General features: G+C 66.3%; 1 protein-coding gene and 1 pseudogene. Both read right to left on the bottom strand.

What is annotated here, in order from left to right; all coding sequences use genetic code 11:
- Positions 1-8 precede the first annotated feature (8 nt).
- Positions 9-9,602, bottom strand: a pseudogene (locus tag ACK56M_RS21925) (amino acid adenylation domain-containing protein); the annotation flags it as partial.
- Positions 9,603-10,092: 490 nt separating this feature from the next.
- A complete protein-coding gene (locus ACK56M_RS21930; protein ID WP_411959046.1) occupies positions 10,093-17,946 on the bottom strand; it encodes an amino acid adenylation domain-containing protein in 7,854 nt (2,617 codons plus the stop codon).

Consider the following 17,946-nt stretch of genomic DNA (forward strand, 5'->3'; position numbering starts at 1 on the left):
TTTGCATTTCAGACTGCCTCAAGCTCGCTCATGAAGTCCTGGAGTTCATCCAGGTCTGCATCGCTATGGGTATTCAAGCTATTGATCATTGCTGCGTAGTCCTGCAGCGTTTGCGCCTGGAACAACAACGCCAGGGGCAGGCTCGTGCCAAGCTCGACCTGTAGCCGTGCCATGACCTGGGTAGCCAGCAAGGAGTGCCCACCCAGTTCGAAGAAGTTGTCGCCCAGGCCTACCCGCTCCAGCTTCAGCACATCGGCCCAGATCGCCGCGATCCGTTGCTCCAGTTCGCTTTGCGGCGCGAGGTACGCGCGCTGCAACTGGCTGGCATCTGGTTGCGGCAGCGCACGGCGGTCCAGCTTGCCGTTGGCGGTCAACGGCAGTTTGGCCAGGAACAGCAGGTGGGCCGGCACCATGTAGTCCGGCAAGCTCGCCTTCAGCGCAGTGCGCAGCACCTCGCGCTCGGCAGCCTGGGCCTCGGTGCTGGCCATCACGGCCGCATCGGCAGGCACCACATAACCCACCAGCTGCTTGCCGCCGGGACCGTCCTGGGCCAGAACCACGCCCTGGGCCACGCTGGCCTGCGCCTGCAACCGCGCCTCGATCTCGCCCAGTTCGATGCGAAAACCTCGAATCTTCACCTGATGGTCGATCCGCCCCAGGTACTCCACCACCCCCGCGCCGCCGTAGCGGGCCAGGTCGCCCGAGCGGTACAGGCGACCACCCTGGCTGTCGAACGGGTTCGGCACGAAGCGCTCGGCAGTCAGTCCCGGGCGCCCGTGATAACCCCGCGCCAGGCCGGCCTGGCCGATCACCAGTTCGCCATGGCTGCCCGGGGCCACCGGGTTCAGCGCGGCATCCAGCAGGTACCACGACAAGTCCGGGATCACCTCGCCGATCGGGCTGCTCGCGCCCTTGGCCAAATCGGCCTGGGTGATCGGCCGGTAGGTCACATGCACCGTGGTTTCGGTGATGCCGTACATGTTGATCAGCCGTGGCTGCTGGTCACCAAACGCTTCGAACCAGGGGGCGAGGCTGCTCACGTCCAGCGCTTCACCGCCGAACACCACGTGCCGCAAGGCCAGGCCCTGCCCCTGCCGCGCTGACGCGCAGGCCACCGGGATCAACTGGCGGAACGCCGACGGCGTCTGGTTCAGCACCGTCACCTGCTCGCGCTGCAGCAGCGCATGGAAGTCCTCGGTGGAGCGCGCCACGTCCTTGGCCACCATCACCGCCCGGCCGCCATACAACAGCGCGCCGAACAGCTCCCATACCGAGAAGTCGAAGGCGTAGGAGTGGAACACCGTCCACACGTCACTGGCATCGAAGCGGAACCACGCCTGCGTCGCCGCGAACAGGCGGACCACGTTCTGGTGCGGCAGCAGCGTGCCCTTGGGCTTGCCGGTGGAGCCGGAGGTGTAGATCACGTAGGCCAGGTTCTGCGGGGCTACCGTAACCCCGGGGTTGGCGCCGCTGTAGCTGGCCAGAGCTAGCTCATCCAGCTCCAGGCACTCGATGGCGACTGGAATTGGCAGCACCTCACGCAGGTGTGCCTGGGTCAGTAATAAAGTGATGCCGCTGTCGGCGAACATGTAGCTGAGGCGATCTTCCGGGTATTCCGGGTCCAGCGGCACATAGGCACCGCCGGCCTTGAGAATGCCCAGCAGGCCGACCACCATTTCCAGGCTGCGCTCCATGGCGATGCCCACCAGCACATCCGGGCCAACGCCACGCTCGATCAGCTTGTGCGCCAGCCGGTTGGCCCGGCGGTTCAGTTCGCCGTAGCTCAGGGTCTGCTCGCCGAAGGTGACTGCCGGGGCTTCGGGGGCGGCGACCACCTTGGCCTCGATCAGCTCATGAATGGTTCGCTCATCCGGGAAGGCGACGGTGTTGCGGTTCCAGTCACGCAGCACAGCCTGCTGCTCGTCCTCGCCCAGCAACGGCAGCTCGCTGATGCGCTGGCCCGGTTGGTGCACAATGGCTTCGAGCAGGTTGACCCAGTGCCGCGCCATGCGCTCGATGGTGCTGGCATCGAACAGGTCGGTGGCATAGATCAGTGCCGCACCGATCCCCTGCCCGTCTTCGTAGGTATCCAGGCTCAGGTCGAACTTGGCGGTGTGAGTGCTCCAGTCCAGGCCGGACATTTCCAGGCCCGGCAAGCGGTGCTGGCTGCCCTTGAGCTCGGTCTGGTGGTTGTACAGCACCTGGAACAACGGGTTGTGCCCAAGGTTGCGCTCAGGCTGCAAGGCTTCGACCAGTTGCTCGAATGGCAGGTCCTGGTGGGCCTGCGCGCCCAGAACACGTTGCTTGACCTGTTGCAGCAGCTCGCCGAACGTCAGCTGCATATCGAACTCGGCACGCAGCACCTGGGTGTTGACGAAGAAGCCGATCAGGCGCTCGGTCTCGACCCGGTTGCGGTTGGCCGTGGGCACACCAACACGGATGTCGGCCTGGCCCGAGTAGCGATGCAGCAAGGTCTGGAAGCTGGCCAGCAACAGCATGAACGGCGTCACGTTCTGCTGCTGGGCAACGCGCTTGAGGTTGGCCGCCAGCTCATTGCCCAACTCAATCGGCCAACGCGCGCCTTGATGGCTCGGTACAGCCGGGCGCGGATGATCCAACGGCAGCTCCAGCACCGGTTGCTCATCACCCAATTGTTCGGTCCAGTAGGCCAGCTGCCGCGCCTGCTCGCCGGCCTCCATCCAGTTGCGCTGCCAAACGGCAAAGTCCGCGTACTGAATCGGCAGGACCGGCAGCGTCGGCGCCTGGCCTTGGCTGTAGCCCGCATACAGTTGCACCAGCTCTTCGACCAGCACCGGCATCGACCAGCCATCGGCGACGATATGGTGCAGGGTCAGCACCAGCACGTGCTGGTCCGCCGCCAGGCACAGCAGCCGGGCCCGTAGCAGCGGCCCCTGCTCCAGGTCGAACGGTTTCCCTGCTTCGGCTTCGACCCAGGCCCGCACAGCGGCCTCGTCGGCGTGCGCCTGCTCCTCGATGGCCAGCTCGAACGGCACTTGATCATGAATGACCTGCACTGCCTGCTCGCCATCCAGGCGGAAGGTGGTACGCAGGGTTTCGTGACGCTCGATCAAGGCGCCGAAAGCCTGTTGCAGGGCGGCGACATCCAGCGCCCCGGCCAGCTTCAGTGCGGCCGGAATGTTGTAGGTGGCGGTGTGCGGTGCCCATTGCCACAGGAACCACTGCCGTTGCTGGGCGTAGGAAAGCGCCAGCGGCTGCTTCCGGGAAACCCGTGCAATGACGGCAGAGCAAGCCTGCTCACCTTGCGCTGCAAGCCTGGCGAAGTCGGCCAGGCTCGACGTTTCGAACAGCGCACGCAACTGCAGCTCCACGCCCAGGCTCTGACGTACCCGGGAGATCACCTGGACGGCAAGCAAGGAATGCCCACCCAGTTCAAAGAAGTTGTCGCCCAGGCCCACCCGCTCAAGCTTCAGCACATCGGCCCAGATTGCCGCGATCTGTTGTTCCAGTTCACTCTGCGGGGCCACGTATGCCGCTTGCAGCAGACTGGCGTCCGGTTGCGGCAATGCACGGCGGTCCAGCTTGCCGTTGGCGGTCAACGGCAGCCTGGCCAGGAACAGCAGGTGGGCCGGCACCATGTAGTCCGGCAGGCTCGCCTTCAACGCAGTGCGCAGCGCATCCCGCTCGGCAGCCTGGGCCTCGGTGCTGGCCATCACAGCCGCATCGGCAGGCACCACATAACCCACCAGCTGCTTGCCGCCCGGGCCGTCCTGGGCCAGCACCACGCCCTGGGCCACGCTGGCTTGCGCCTGCAACCGCGCCTCGATCTCGCCCAGTTCGATGCGAAAACCTCGAATCTTCACCTGATGGTCGATCCGCCCCAGGTACTCCACCACCCCCGCGCCGCCGTAGCGGGCCAGGTCGCCCGAGCGGTACAGGCGACCACCCTGGCTGTCGAACGGGTTCGGCACGAAGCGCTCGGCAGTCAGTCCCGGGCGCCCGTGATAACCCCGCGCCAGGCCGGCCTGGCCGATCACCAGTTCGCCATGGCTGCCCGGGGCCACCGGGTTCAGCGCGGCATCCAGCAGGTACCACGACAAGTCCGGGATCACCTCGCCGATCGGGCTGCTCGCGCCCTTGGCCAAATCGGCCTGGGTGATCGGCCGGTAGGTCACATGCACCGTGGTTTCGGTGATGCCGTACATGTTGATCAGCCGTGGCTGCCGGTCGCCGAACACCTCGAACCAGGGCTCGAGGCTGCTCACGTCCAGCGCTTCGCCGCCGAACACCACATGCCGCAAGGCCAGGCCCTGCCCCTGCCGCGCTGCCGCGCAGGCCACCGGGATCAACTGGCGGAACGCCGACGGCGTCTGGTTCAGCACCGTCACCTGCTCGCGCTGCAGCAGCGCATGGAAGTCCTCGGTGGAACGCGCCACGTCCTTGGCCACCATCACCGCCCGGCCGCCATACAACAGCGCGCCGAACAGCTCCCATACCGAGAAGTCGAAGGCGTAGGAGTGGAACACCGTCCACACGTCACTGGCATCGAAGCGGAACCAGTCCTGGGTCGCCGCGAACAACCGGACCACGTTCTGGTGCGGCAGCAGCGTGCCCTTGGGCTTGCCGGTGGAGCCGGAGGTGTAGATCACGTAGGCCAGGTTCTGCGGGGCTACGTCGATATTCGGATTGGCATCGCTGTAGCCGGTCAGGTCTTCGACATCCAGATCCAGGCTGTGCAGGCCAAGCGGGATCGGCAGGGCTTCACGCAGGTGCGACTGGGTCAGCAGCAAGGCAATGCCGCTGTCGGCGAACATGTAGCTGAGGCGGTCCTCCGGGTAGTCCGGGTCCAGCGGCACATAGGCACCACCGGCCTTGAGAATGCCCAGCAGGCCGACCACCATGTCCAGGCTGCGCTCCATGGCGATGCCCACCAGCACATCCGGGCCAACGCCGCGCTCGATCAGCTTGTGCGCCAGCTGGTTGGCCCGGCGGTTCAGTTCGTCGTAGCTCAGGGTCTGCTCGCCGAAGGTAACTGCCGGGGCGTCGGGGGCGGTGGCCACCTGGGCCTCGATGAGCTCATGGATGCTGCGTTCATCCGGGAAGGCGGCGGTGTTGCGGTTCCAGTCACGCAGCACGGCCTGCTGCTCGTCCTCGCCCAGCAACGGCAGCTCGCTGATGCGCTGGCCCGGTTGGCGCACGATAGCTTCCAGCAGGTTGAGCCAATGCCGCGCCATGCGCTCGATGGTGCTGGCGTCGAACAGGTCGGTGGCGTACGTCAACGAAGCCCCGATGCCCTTTTCGTGCTCGAATGTGTCCAGAGACAGGTCGAACTTGGCTGTATTCGTGCTCCACTCCAAGCCGGACATTTCCAGGCCCGGCAAGCGGTGCTGGCTGCCCTTGAGCTCGGTCTGGTGGTTGTACAGCACCTGGAACAACGGGTTGTGCCCAAGGTTGCGCTCAGGCTGCAAGGCTTCGACCAGTTGCTCGAATGGCAGGTCCTGGTGGGCCTGCGCGCCCAACGTGCGCTGGCGTACCTGTTGCAGCAGCTCGCTGAACGTCAGTTGCACATCGAACTCGGCCCGCAGTACCTGGGTGTTGACGAAGAAGCCGATCAGGCGCTCGGTCTCGACCCGGTTGCGGTTGGCCGTGGGCACACCAACACGGATGTCGGCCTGGCCCGAGTAGCGATGCAGCAGGGTCTGGAAGCTGGCCAGCAGCAGCATGAACGGCGTCACGCCCTGCTGCTGGGCAACGCGCTTGAGGTTGGCCGCCAGCTCATCGCCCAACTCAATCGGCCAACGCGCGCCTTGGTGGCTCGGTACAGCCGGGCGCGGATGGTCCAACGGCAACTCCAGCACCGGTTGCTCATCACCCAATTGTTCGGTCCAGTAGGCCAGCTGCCGCGCCTGCTCGCCGGCCTCCATCCAGTTGCGCTGCCAAACGGCAAAGTCCGCGTACTGAATCGGCAGGACCGGCAGCGTCGGCACCTGGCCTTGGCTGTAGCCCGCATACAGTTGCACCAGCTCTTCGACCAGCACCGGCATCGACCAGCCGTCAGCGACGATATGGTGCAGGGTCAGCACCAATACATGCTGGTCCGCCGCCAGGCCCAGCAGCCTGGCCCGCAGCAGCGGCCCCTGCTCGAGGTCGAACGGTTTCCCTGCTTCGGCTTCGACCCAGGCCCGCACAGCGGCCTCGTCGGCGTGCGCCTGCTCCTCGATGGCCAGCTCGAACGGCACTTGATCATGAATGACCTGCACTGCGTGCTCGCCATCCAGGCGGAAGGTGGTACGCAGGGTTTCGTGACGCTCGATCAAGGCGCCGAAAGCCTGTTGCAGGGCGGCGACATCCAGTGCCCCGGCCAGCTTCAGTGCGGCCGGAATGTTGTAGGTGGCGCTGTGCGGTGCCCATTGCCACAAGAACCACTGCCGTTGCTGGGCGTAGGAAAGCGCTAGTGGCTGAGCCCTGCTCACGCATTCGATGACAGCAGCCTGTGCCCGTTCACCGTGCTCGACACGTTTGGCAAAGTCCCTCAACACCGGAGCCTCGAACAGGGTAAGCAACTGCACGTCCAGCCCCAGGTGCTGACGAATGCGGGCAATCACCGAAACTGCCAGCAGAGAGTGCCCTCCCTGCATGAAGAAATGGTCGTCGAGGCCAACCCTCTCCAGCTTCAGCACATCGGCCCAGATCGCCGCGATCTGCTGCTCCAGCGCGCTCTGCGGGGCGATGTATTCACCCTGAGACTGGCTGGCATCCGCCTGCGGCAGGGCCTTGCGGTCCAGCTTGCCGTTCGGCGTCACCGGCAGCTTGCCGAGCAGCAGCAGGTGCGCCGGCACCATGTAGTCCGGCAGGCCGGCCTTCAGCGCCTCGCGCAGGCTGTCGCGCAACGCGCCTTCGTCTTGCGTGCTGTCGGCAGGCACCACATAGCCCACCAGCTGCTTGCCGCTTGGCCCGTCCTGGGCCAGCACCACGGCTTCCTGCACACTCGGCAGCTCCAATAGACGCGCCTCGATCTCGCCCAGTTCGATGCGCAGGCCGCGGATCTTCACCTGATGGTCGATGCGCCCGGCGTAGTCGATCACCCCATCGGCGCGGTAGCGCGCCAGGTCGCCGGTGCGGTACAGGCGCCCGCCATTGTCGCTGAACGGGTCCGGCACGAAGCGTTCGGCGGTCAGCGCCGGGCGTTGGTGGTAACCACGGGCCAGGCCGACACCGCCGAGGTACAGCTCGCCGGCACTGCCGCGCACCGCCGGTTGCAGGCTGCCTTCGAGGATATGGGTCTTGAGGTTGTCGATCGGCTGGCCGATCGGCACGCTGATGCTTTCGTCCGGCTGGCAGGTCCAGTGGGTCACGTCGATCGCCGCCTCGGTCGGGCCGTACAGGTTGTACAGGCCCGCCGCCGGCAGGCGTTGCAGGGTTTGGCGGGCCAACTCGGCCGGCAACGCTTCACCGCTGCACACCACGCGCTTGAGGCTGACGCAGCTTTCGACCGCTTCGTGGGTCATGAACGCCTGCAGCATCGACGGCACGAAGTGCAGCGTGCTGATGCCGTGGTGGTTGATGGTTTCGACCAACAACTGCGGGTCGCGGTGCGCGCCGGGCTGGGCCATGACCAGGCGCGCGCCGGTCATCAGCGGCCAGAAGAACTCCCACACCGACACGTCGAAGCTGAACGGGGTTTTCTGCAGCACGCTGTCGCTGGCGTCCAGGCCGTAGGCCTTCTGCATCCAGCACAGGCGGTTGACCAGCGCCTGATGGCTGTTGCCAGCACCTTTCGGGCGACCGGTGGAGCCGGAGGTGTAGATCACGTAGGCGAGGTTCAGCGGGGCCACGTCGATGTTCGCGTTGGCATCGCTGTAGCCATCTAAGTTCTCGGTGTCCAGGTCCAGGCTGCGCAGGCCGGCCGGGATCGGCAGGGCTTCATGCAGGTGCGACTGGGTCAGCAGCAAGGCGATGCCGCTGTCCTCGAACATGTAGCTCAGGCGATCCTGGGGGTATTCCGGGTCCAGCGGCACATACGCGCCGCCGGCCTTCACGATGCCGAGCAAACCGATGACCATCTCCAGGCTGCGCTCCATGGCGATGCCCACCAGCACATCCGGCCCCACGCCCTGCTCGCGCAGCTTGTGCGCCAGCTGGTTGCTACGGCGGTTGAGCTCGGCATAGCTCAGGGTCTGCTCGCCAAAGGCCAGCGCCGGGGCGTCCGGGGTGGCGAGGACCTGGGCTTCGATGAGCTGATGGATGCTTTGCCCTGCCGGGTAGTCCGCTTCGGTGGCGTTCCAGCCGCGCATGATGATGTGCCGTTCAGGCTCGTCCAGCAGCGGCAGGTCGGCAACCCGCTGCCCAGGTTCACATACGATCCCCTGCAGCAGGTTCAGCCAATGCCGGGCCATGCCCTCGATCGTCGCGGCGTCGAACAGGTCGGTGGCGTAGGTCAGTGCCGCGCCAATGCCTTGCTCGTGCTCGAAGGTATCCAGGGCCAGGTCGAACTTGGCGGTATGGTTGTCCCAGACCAGCTCTTCCATCTGCAGCCCTTGCAAACCAACACGTTCACCCTTGGCCTGGGTCTGGTGGTTGAACATCACCTGGAACAGCGGGCTGTGGCCCAGGTTACGCTCGACCTGCAAGGCCTCGACCAACTGCTCGAACGGCAGATCCTGATGGGCCTGGGCGCCCAGTGCGCGTTGCTTCACCTGCTGCAGCAGGTCAATGAAGGTCATCTGCAGGTCGAACTCGGCCCGTAGCACCTGGGTGTTGACGAAAAAGCCGATCAGGCGCTCGGTCTCGACCCGGTTGCGGTTGGCAACCGGTACACCGACGCGGATATCTGGCTGGCCGCTGTAGCGGTGCAGCAGCGTCTGGAAGCTGGCCAGCAACAGCATGAACGGCGTCACGCCCTGCTGCTGGGCCAGCTGCTTGAGCGCCCCGGCCAGTTGCTGGTCCAACGCGACCTTTATCCGTGCGCCCTGATGACTGCTCACGGCGGGCCGCGGGCGGTCGGTGGGCAGCGCCAGCACGGGATGCTCCTCTCCCAGTTGCGCGGTCCAGTAGGCCAGTTGCTTTTCCTGCTCGCCGGCCTCCATCCAGTTGCGCTGCCAGGTGGCGTAATCGGCGTACTGCACCGGCAGTGTCGGCAACTCCACGGGTTGGCCCTGGCTGTAGCCGTGGTAGAGCTGCACCAGCTCGTTGACCATTACCGGCATCGACCAACCGTCGGAGACGATGTGGTGCAGGGTCAGCACCAGCACATGTTCGTCTGCTGCCAGGCGCAACAGGCGCACACGCAACAGCGGGCCCTGCTGCAGGTCGAAAGGCAGGTGGGCTTCGGCCTCGACACGCTGACGCAGGTAGCTGTCATCGGCCTGCACCAGCACTTCAACGGCCAGTTCGAAAGGGACATGTGGGTGGATCACCTGAACCGCCTGTTCCCGTTCCAGGCGGAAGGTGGTACGCAGCGTTTCGTGGCGCTTGATCAGGGCCTCGAAACTGCGCTGCAGGGCTTGGGTATCCAGGTGGCCTTTGAAACGCAAGACGGACGAGAGGTTGTACGCGCTGCCCACCTCGCCCAATTGCGACAGTATCCACAGGCGCTGCTGAGCGTAGGAAAGCAGCACCGGCTCTGCAGGATCCCTCGGGAAGATCGGCGTGACACCGTACAGGTTCACGCCTTGTTTCTTGAGCAAGGCTGCCAACGCCTTACGTTTTTGGGTGGACAACGATACGACCGTATCGAGCAGCTCTTGCACAGGGAATCTCCTAAGAAATCAGCTCATCAATTTCCTCCGTAGTTAGACGGTTGAGTGGTGGCATGGATTTAGATGGAAATTCGGTGGAGGCAGCGCCCGGTGCAGGTACAGCGTGACCCTGAAACCTGCACCGAACCCACTTCCCATGGCACAGCACATAAATAATTGGCAGGGCCCCTGTGGGACCCGGAAACCTGCGCCATACCTGTGGGAGCGGGCGCGCCCGCGAACACCGGCGCAGCCGGTGCCATCCACCGCGTCGCCTGCTTCGCGGGCATGCCCACTCCCACAGGGACCCCACCAGCTGAAGGAATGCCTCATATCTATGGGAAAGGGTTTACCCACATGCACAGATCACATCAGGTCAGGAAATCAGTTCATCGAGCTCTTCCATGCTCAGGCTATCGAGCAGCGCCAGGGATCTGGCCAACTGGTCCTGGGTGGAATCGACCAGGGGCGTCCTGGCTTCCAGTTGACGACTGAAGTCAGCCAGCACCGGGAACTCGAATAGTTCTTTCAATTCGGCCACTACCCCCACCTGCTCCTGGATGCGCACGATCACCGAGGTGGCCAGCAAGGAGTGCCCGCCAATCTCGAAGAAGTTGTCACCCAGGCCGACCGTCTCCAGCTTCAGCACATCCGCCCAGATCGCCGCGATCTGCTGCTCCAGCGCGCTCTGCGGGGCGATGTATTCACCCTGAGACTGGCTGGCATCCGCCTGCGGCAGGGCCTTGCGGTCCAGCTTGCCGTTCGGCGTCACCGGCAGCTTGCCGAGCAGCAGCAGGTGCGCCGGCACCATGTAGTCCGGCAGGCCGGCCTTCAGCGCCTCGCGCAGGCTGTCGCGCAACGCGCCTTCGTCTTGCGTGCTGTCGGCAGGCACCACATAGCCCACCAGCTGCTTGCCGCTTGGCCCGTCCTGGGCCAGCACCACGGCTTCCTGCACACTCGGCAGCTCCAATAGACGCGCCTCGATCTCGCCCAGCTCGATGCGCAGGCCGCGGATCTTCACCTGGTGGTCGATGCGCCCGGCGTAGTCGATCACGCCATCGACGCGGTAGCGCGCCAGGTCGCCGGTGCGGTACAGGCGACCGCCGTTGTCGCTGAACGGGTCCGGCACGAAGCGTTCGGCGGTCAGCGCCGGGCGTTGGTGGTAACCACGGGCCAGGCCGACACCACCGAGGTACAGCTCGCCGGCACTGCCGCGCACCGCCGGTTGCAGGCTGCCTTCGAGGATGTGGGTCTTGAGGTTGTCGATCGGCTGGCCGATCGGCACGCTGATGCTTTCGTCCGGCTGGCAGGTCCGGTGGGTCACGTCGATCGCCGCCTCGGTCGGGCCGTACAGGTTGTACAGGCCCGCCGCCGGCAGGCGTTGCAGGGTTTGGCGGGCCAGTTCGGCCGGCAACGCTTCACCGCTGCACACCACGCGCTTGAGGCTGACGCAGCTTTCGACCGCTTCGTGGGTCATGAACGCCTGCAACATCGACGGCACGAAGTGCAGCGTGCTGATGCCGTGGTGGTTGATGGTTTCGACCAGCAGCTGCGGGTCGCGGTGCGCGCCCGGCTGGGCCATGACCAGGCGTGCCCCGGTCAGCAGCGGCCAGAAGAACTCCCACACCGACACGTCGAAGCTGAACGGGGTTTTCTGCAGCACGCTGTCGCCGGCGTCCAGGCCGTACGCCTTCTGCATCCACCACAGGCGGTTGACCAGCGCCTGATGGCTGTTGCCAGCACCTTTCGGGCGACCGGTGGAGCCGGAGGTGTAGATCACGTAGGCGAGGTTCAGCGGGGCCACGTCGACATTCGGGTTGGCATCGCTGTAGCCGTCGAAGTTCTCGGTATCCAGGTCCAGGCTGCGCAGGCCGGCCGGGATCGGCAGGGCTTCATGCAGGTGCGACTGGGTCAGCAGCAAGGCGATGCCGCTGTCCTCGAACATGTAGCTCAGGCGATCCTGGGGGTATTCCGGGTCCAGCGGCACATACGCGCCGCCGGCCTTCACGATGCCGAGCAAACCGATGACCATCTCCAGGCTGCGCTCCATGGCGATGCCCACCAGCACGTCCGGGCCCACGCCCTGCTCGCGCAGCTTGTGCGCCAGCTGGTTGCTACGACGGTTGAGCTCGGCATAGCTCAGGGTCTGCTGGCCAAAGGTCAGCGCCGGGGCATCCGGGGTGGCGAACACCTGGGCTTCGATCAGCTGGTGAATGCTGCGCTCGTCCGGGTAGGTCGCCTGGGTTTCGTTCCAGCCTTCGACCATCTGTCGCTGTTCTGGCAGGCCCAGCATTGGCAGCTCGCCAACCACCGCGTCAGCATTCTCCACCAGCGCCTGCAGCAGGTTGGCAAAGTAGCCAGCCAGGCGGCCAATGCTCTCGTCGCTCCACAGCGCACGGTCATGGCTGTACTGCATCGACAGCGTGGTGCCCAGTTCCACCACCAGGGTCAGCGGGTAGTTGGTCTGCTCCTGCACGGCCACATCGCCGAAGCGCAGGCCACCGGGCGCGCCCTGTTGCAGCGCCTCGGCCACCGGGTAGTTCTCGAACACCAGGATGCTGTCGAACAAGGCGTCACCGCCCTGCCCCGCCCAGCGCTGAACATCGTACAGCGGGGTGTGCTCGAACTCGCGCACGGCCAGGTTGCCGGCCTGCACCAGGCCGATCCACTCGGCCACGGTCTGCTCGGTACGCGGGGCGCCGATCACTGGCAAGGTGTTGATGAACAGGCCGATCTGTTCCTCTACCCCCGGCAGGTCTGCCGGGCGGCCGGCGACAGTGGCACCGAAGCACACGCTGGCCTGGCCGGTGCAGCGCTGCAACAGCAGCAGCCAGGCCGATTGCACCAGGGTGTTGACCGTGACCCGGTTGGCCCGGGCGAAGGCTTCGATGCGTGCGGTCTGCTCAGGGTCGAAGGCCAGGCGGTGGTCGCCATGACCGCTACCGCTTGTGCCTGCACTGCCGGCGATGGCCTGGGCCAGGCGGGTTGGCTCATTCAGGGCTGCAAGCTGGGCTTTCCAGAAGGCTTCGGCAACGGCCGCGTCCTGGCCCTGCAGCCAGGCGATGTAGTCGCGGTAGTGCGTGGCCTGGGCCTGCGGCGCCAGGCCGGCATAGCGCTGGAGCACTTCGCCCAACAGGCGCGAGGTGCTCCAGCCGTCCATCAGGATGTGGTGGTTGGTGTAGATCAGGTGGTGGCGGGTATCGCCCGTGCGTACCAGTACCAGGCGCAGCAGCGGCGCGGCAGCAAGGTCGAAACCGCGCTGGCGTTCACCCTCGGCCAGGGCCTGCAATGCCTGCTCCAACGCCGGCTGGCCACGCCAGTCATGCTCGCTGCATGGCAGTTCGACGGCCTTGCGAACCACCTGTACGGCTTGCTCCAGTTCGCCTTGCAGGATGAAACCGCTGCGCAGGATGTCGTGGGCATCGAGCGTGGCCTGCCAGGCCTGGCGGAACCGCTGCACATCCAGCCCCTCCACATCCACGCGCAGCTGGTTGATGTAGTTACCGGCCTGCTGGTCGTAAAGGGTGTGGAACAACATGCCCTGCTGCATGGGTGACAGCGGGTACACATCGGCGATCTGCCCGGCCTCCAGCGGCAGGCTGTCCAGTTGCGCCTGGGTCAGCGCGGCCAGCGGGAAGTCCGACGGCGTCACGCCCTGGTGCCGCGCATCGCAGCAGTGCTCGACCAGCTCTGCCAAGGCCTGCCCGTAGGCCTGGGCCAGCTTCTCGATGGTGGCCGGGTGATGAACGTCGGCGCTGTAGGTCCACTCCAGGAACAGCTCGCCGCCGTACACCTGGCCGGTGATGCTCAGCCAGTTGCCCAGCTGCGCGCCGGCACATTGGGTACGGCCTGCGCTTTCCCCACTCGGGGTGAACAGGGCGCCGGCCTCGGCATCGAAGCTGGCATCGAACTGGCCCAGGTAGTTGAAGGTGACACGAGCCTGGGCGGCACGCTCGAGCTGGTCACGCACTTCAGCATCGCCGAAGTAACGCAGCAGGCCGTAGCCGAGGCCTTTGTCCGGCACGCCGCGCAGTTGTTCCTTGATCGCCTTGATCGACTGGCCAAGGTCCTGGCCGGGTGTGAGACGCACCGGGAACAGGCTGGTGAACCAGCCCACGGTGCGGCTGAGGTCGAGGTCGTCGAACAGGTCTTCGCGGCCATGGCCCTCCAGCAGTACCTGCACGTTGTCCTGTGCGCTCCACTGGCACAGGGTGCGGGCCAGCGCGGTCAGCAGCAGGTCGTTGATCTGCGTGCGGTAGGACGCCGGGGCCTGTTTCAGCAGCTTGGCGGTGCGCTCGGCATCCAGCCGTGTGGCGGCGGTACGGGCATGGGTGTTGGCCAGGCTGCCCAGCGGGTTGTCACGCGGCAGTTCGGCGTGGTCGCCGGCCAGCGCCTGCAGCCAGTAGTCGCGCTGTGCTTGCAATGCGGGGCTGCCGGCATGGCTGGCCAGGCGCTCGGCCCAGGTCTTCACCGAGGTGGTCTTGGCGGGCAGGCTCACGGCCTGGCCGTTCAGCAATTGCCGGTAGGCCGCTTGCAGGTCTTCCAGCAACACCCGCCACGACACACCGTCGACCACCAGGTGATGGACCACCAGCAGCAGGCGCTGCTGGCCATCGGCGAAATCGAACAGTTCGGCACGCAGCAGCGGCCCGTGCTCCAGGTTCAGGCTGGCCTGCACCTGGTTACCGGCGGCGTCCAGCTCACTCAGTGCGGCCAGGTTGCGCTGGCGCAGCAGTGGTGCATTGTCCAGCGGCTGGAAGCGCGCCTGCCACTGGCTTTCGCCACGGCTGAAGCGCAGGCGCAGGGCATCGTGCTGCTCGACCACGGCGCGCAGGGCTGCCTCCAGGTGTTGCACCTGCACCGGGCTGGCCGGCTTGAGCAGCACCGACTGGTTCCAATGCGCCGGCTGGGCGATCTCCATCTCGAAGAAACGCGCCTGGGCCGGCAGCAACGCCACCTCGCCGCTGGTGGCGGTGTCCATGGCTGCGGTCGCAACCGCTTGCTTGGCCTCGATGCGCTTGGCTACCTGGGCCAGCTGGGCGATGGTCTGTTGTTCGAACAACTGCTTGGGGGTGATCCTGATGCCCTGGCGTTTGGCCCGGGCGATGATCTGCAGGCTGAGGATCGAGTCCCCGCCCAGTTCGAAGAAATTGTCGGTGCTGCCGACCTGCTCCAGCTTGAGCACATCGGCCCACACTGCAGCCAGCTTCTCCTCGATATCGCCTTGCGGCGCCACATAGCCACGGCTGACCGCGCCCGGTGCCGGCAAGGCGCGCTTGTCGAGCTTGCCATTGGCGGTCAGTGGCAGGCGCTCCAGCAGCAGTATCTGCGCCGGCACCATGTAGTCCGGCAGGCGTGCCTGCAATTGCGCCTGCAGTTGCTGCACGGTCACGCCTGCGTCGGCCACCCCGTAGGCCACCAGCTGCAAGCGCTCGGCATCGCCCTCCAGTGGCAAGGCCAGTACCACGGCCTCGTTGACACCAGGCAGGCCGGCCAGCACCCGGCCGACTTCACCTGGCTCCACGCGATAGCCGCGGATCTTCACCTGGTCGTCGGCACGGCCGATGAACTCGACCAGGCCATCGGCAGTCAGCCGCGCGCGGTCGCCGGTGCGGTACAGGCGGGCACCACCCTCGGTCGGCACGAAGCGTTCGGCGGTCAATGCGGGCTGGCCCAGGTAGCCCTGAGCGACACCCTGCCCGCCCAGGTAAAGCTCACCGGGCACCTGCGCCGCCAACGGGTTGAGGTAGCCATCCAGCACCTGGGCGCAGGCGTTGCCCAGCGGGCGCCCGACCGGCACCGTGCGGCAACCTGGCAGCGGCTGCCCCGGCTCGAAGGTGAGCACGCCGACAGTGGTTTCGGTCGGGCCGTAGTGGTTGATGACCCGGCAGGCCGGGCGCAGTTCGCGGATTTTTTCCAACAGGCCCCAGCTGCATGCCTCACCACCCAGGATCAATGCCTCGGCGGGCAGCACATCGGCGGCGCGGGCCGCTTGCAGCAAGCCTTGCAGGTGGCTCGGCACCAGTTTGAGCACGCCGACCTGGTGCTGCGCCATGTAGCTGGCGAAGCCATCCGGGTCGAACGCCAGTTCCTGTGGCAACAAGTGCAGCAGGCGGCCCGAGGCCAAGGCACCGAACAGCACGGTGTGGCCCAGGTCGGCCGCGGTGGTGGACACCATCGCCATGCTCGCCGCGGCCGGCAGTTGCAGGCGCTCCAGCACCGCCTGGGTGTAGCTGGCCAGCGCCCCGTGGCTGACCACCACGCCTTTCGGCTGGCCGGTCGAGCCCGAGGTGTAGATCAGATAGGCCGGTTGCTCGGCGGCAATGGCCACCTCGACCGGGCTGTCGCTGCAGGTTGCCCAGGCGGTGTGATCGCAGGCAATCCGCTGCACGCCGTCCAGGCCGGCGAAGCGCTGGTCGCCCGGCTCATGCAGGAGTACGGCGGCGCCACTGTTGGCAATCAGTTGCTGCAGGCGCTCCGGCGGTTGCTGGGCGTCCAGCGGCAGGTAGGCGGCGCCGGTCTTGAGCACTGCGAGCAAGGCGCCGACCCACTCGATGGAGCGCGGCAGGCACAGGGCAACGATGCTGCCGGCACCGACGCCGTGCTGGCGCAGGTAGTCGGCCAGGCGGTTGGACGCCGCCTCCAGCCCGGCCTGGGTCATGAACCGGTCACCAGCACGCACACCGCCGTGGGCCTGGCCTTGCGCCATTGCCTGGCGCCACAAAGCGAGGAAGTTGCCGTGCGGGTAGGCCTGCGTGGCCGCCGGCAGCAGCGTCGCCACTTGCGGGCTGTCGACGATCGCCTGCTGCGGGTCACGGATCAGCGCATCCAGCACCTGGCGCAGCGAAGCGGCCATGCGTTCGATGGTGGCCTGCTCGAACAGGTCGGTGGCGTAGGTGAAATAGCCTTCGATGCCGTCGGCCTTGTCCGAGAAGTCGAACGCCAGGTCGAAGCGGGCATCGCCGCCGTCACGGGCAAAGCCTTCCACCTCCAGCGCGCCCAGGCGCTTGCGCCCTGCATCGCTGGCGGCCACGTGCTGGTTGATCTTGAACTGGAACAGCGGGTTGTGGGCCAGGTTGCGCTCGGGCAGCAAGGCATCGACCAGGTGCTCGAACGGCAGCTCCTGATGCGACTGGGCGCCGCCGATCACGTCTTTTACCTGCTCCAGCAGTGCGGCGAAGGTGGCGCGCTCGTCCACCTGCACGCGCAGCACCTGGGTGTTGATGAAGAAGCCGATCAGGCCTTCCAGCTCCTTGCGGTTGCGCCCGGCGTTCGGGGCGCCGATGCGGATGTCGGCCTGGCCGCTGTAGCGCGACAGCACCACCGCCATGGCCGCCAGTACCAACACGAACAACGTGTGGCCACCCTTGCGCGCCTGGCTGCGCAGGGCCTCGGCCTGTTCGGCGCCGATGTCCACACGCACCACCGCGCCACGCTGGCTGGGCGTGGCCGGGCGCTCGAAGTCCAGCGGCAGGCTCAGCACCGGCTGCTCGCCGCCCAACTGGGCCTGCCAGTAGGCCAGTTGGCGCTGCGCTTCACCTGCCTCGAGCCAGGCGCGCTGCCAGATGGCGTAGTCGGCGTACTGGATCGGCAAGGCCGGCAACTCGGCCTGCCGGCCTTCGGCCAGGGCGCTGTACAGCTGGATGAATTCCTGCACCAGCACATCGCTGGACCAGCCGTCCGAGATGATGTGGTGCATGCTCAGCGCCAGCACGTGGTGATCGGCGGCCACGCGCAGCAGGGTCACCCGCAGCAGCGGGCCACTCAGCAGGTCGAAGGGCTGCTTGAGGGCGGCGTCCACGGCCACGCTCAGCGCTGTCTCATCGACGGCACCGTCGAGCATCAGCAATTCCAGCGCCAGCGGGCAGTGCTCGAGGATTTCCTGGTAGAACTCGCCCTCCTCCGAGGCAAAGCGCGTGCGCAGCGATTCGTGGCGTTGCACCAGCGCATCCAGCGCCTGCTGCAGCACTGCCTGGTCCAGCGCGCCCTTCAGGCGTACCGCCATCGGCACGTTGTAGGCTGGGCTGTCGGGCTCCAGCTGCCAGAGAAACAGCAGGCGTTGCTGGGCGTACGACAGCGGAATACGCGCCAGGCCCTGGCGCGCGGGCACGATGGGCAGCAGGCGGAAGCTCTGGCCGGTGGCCTGCATCTTTTCCAGGATCTGCTGGCGTTGCTCCACAGGGAGGCCAACGAAACGTTGGGCGATACGTTGTGCGGCAGTGAGTTCCAT

It is taken from the genome of Pseudomonas sp. s4 (assembly GCF_046764235.1).
GTDB lineage: Bacteria > Pseudomonadota > Gammaproteobacteria > Pseudomonadales > Pseudomonadaceae > Aquipseudomonas > Aquipseudomonas asiatica.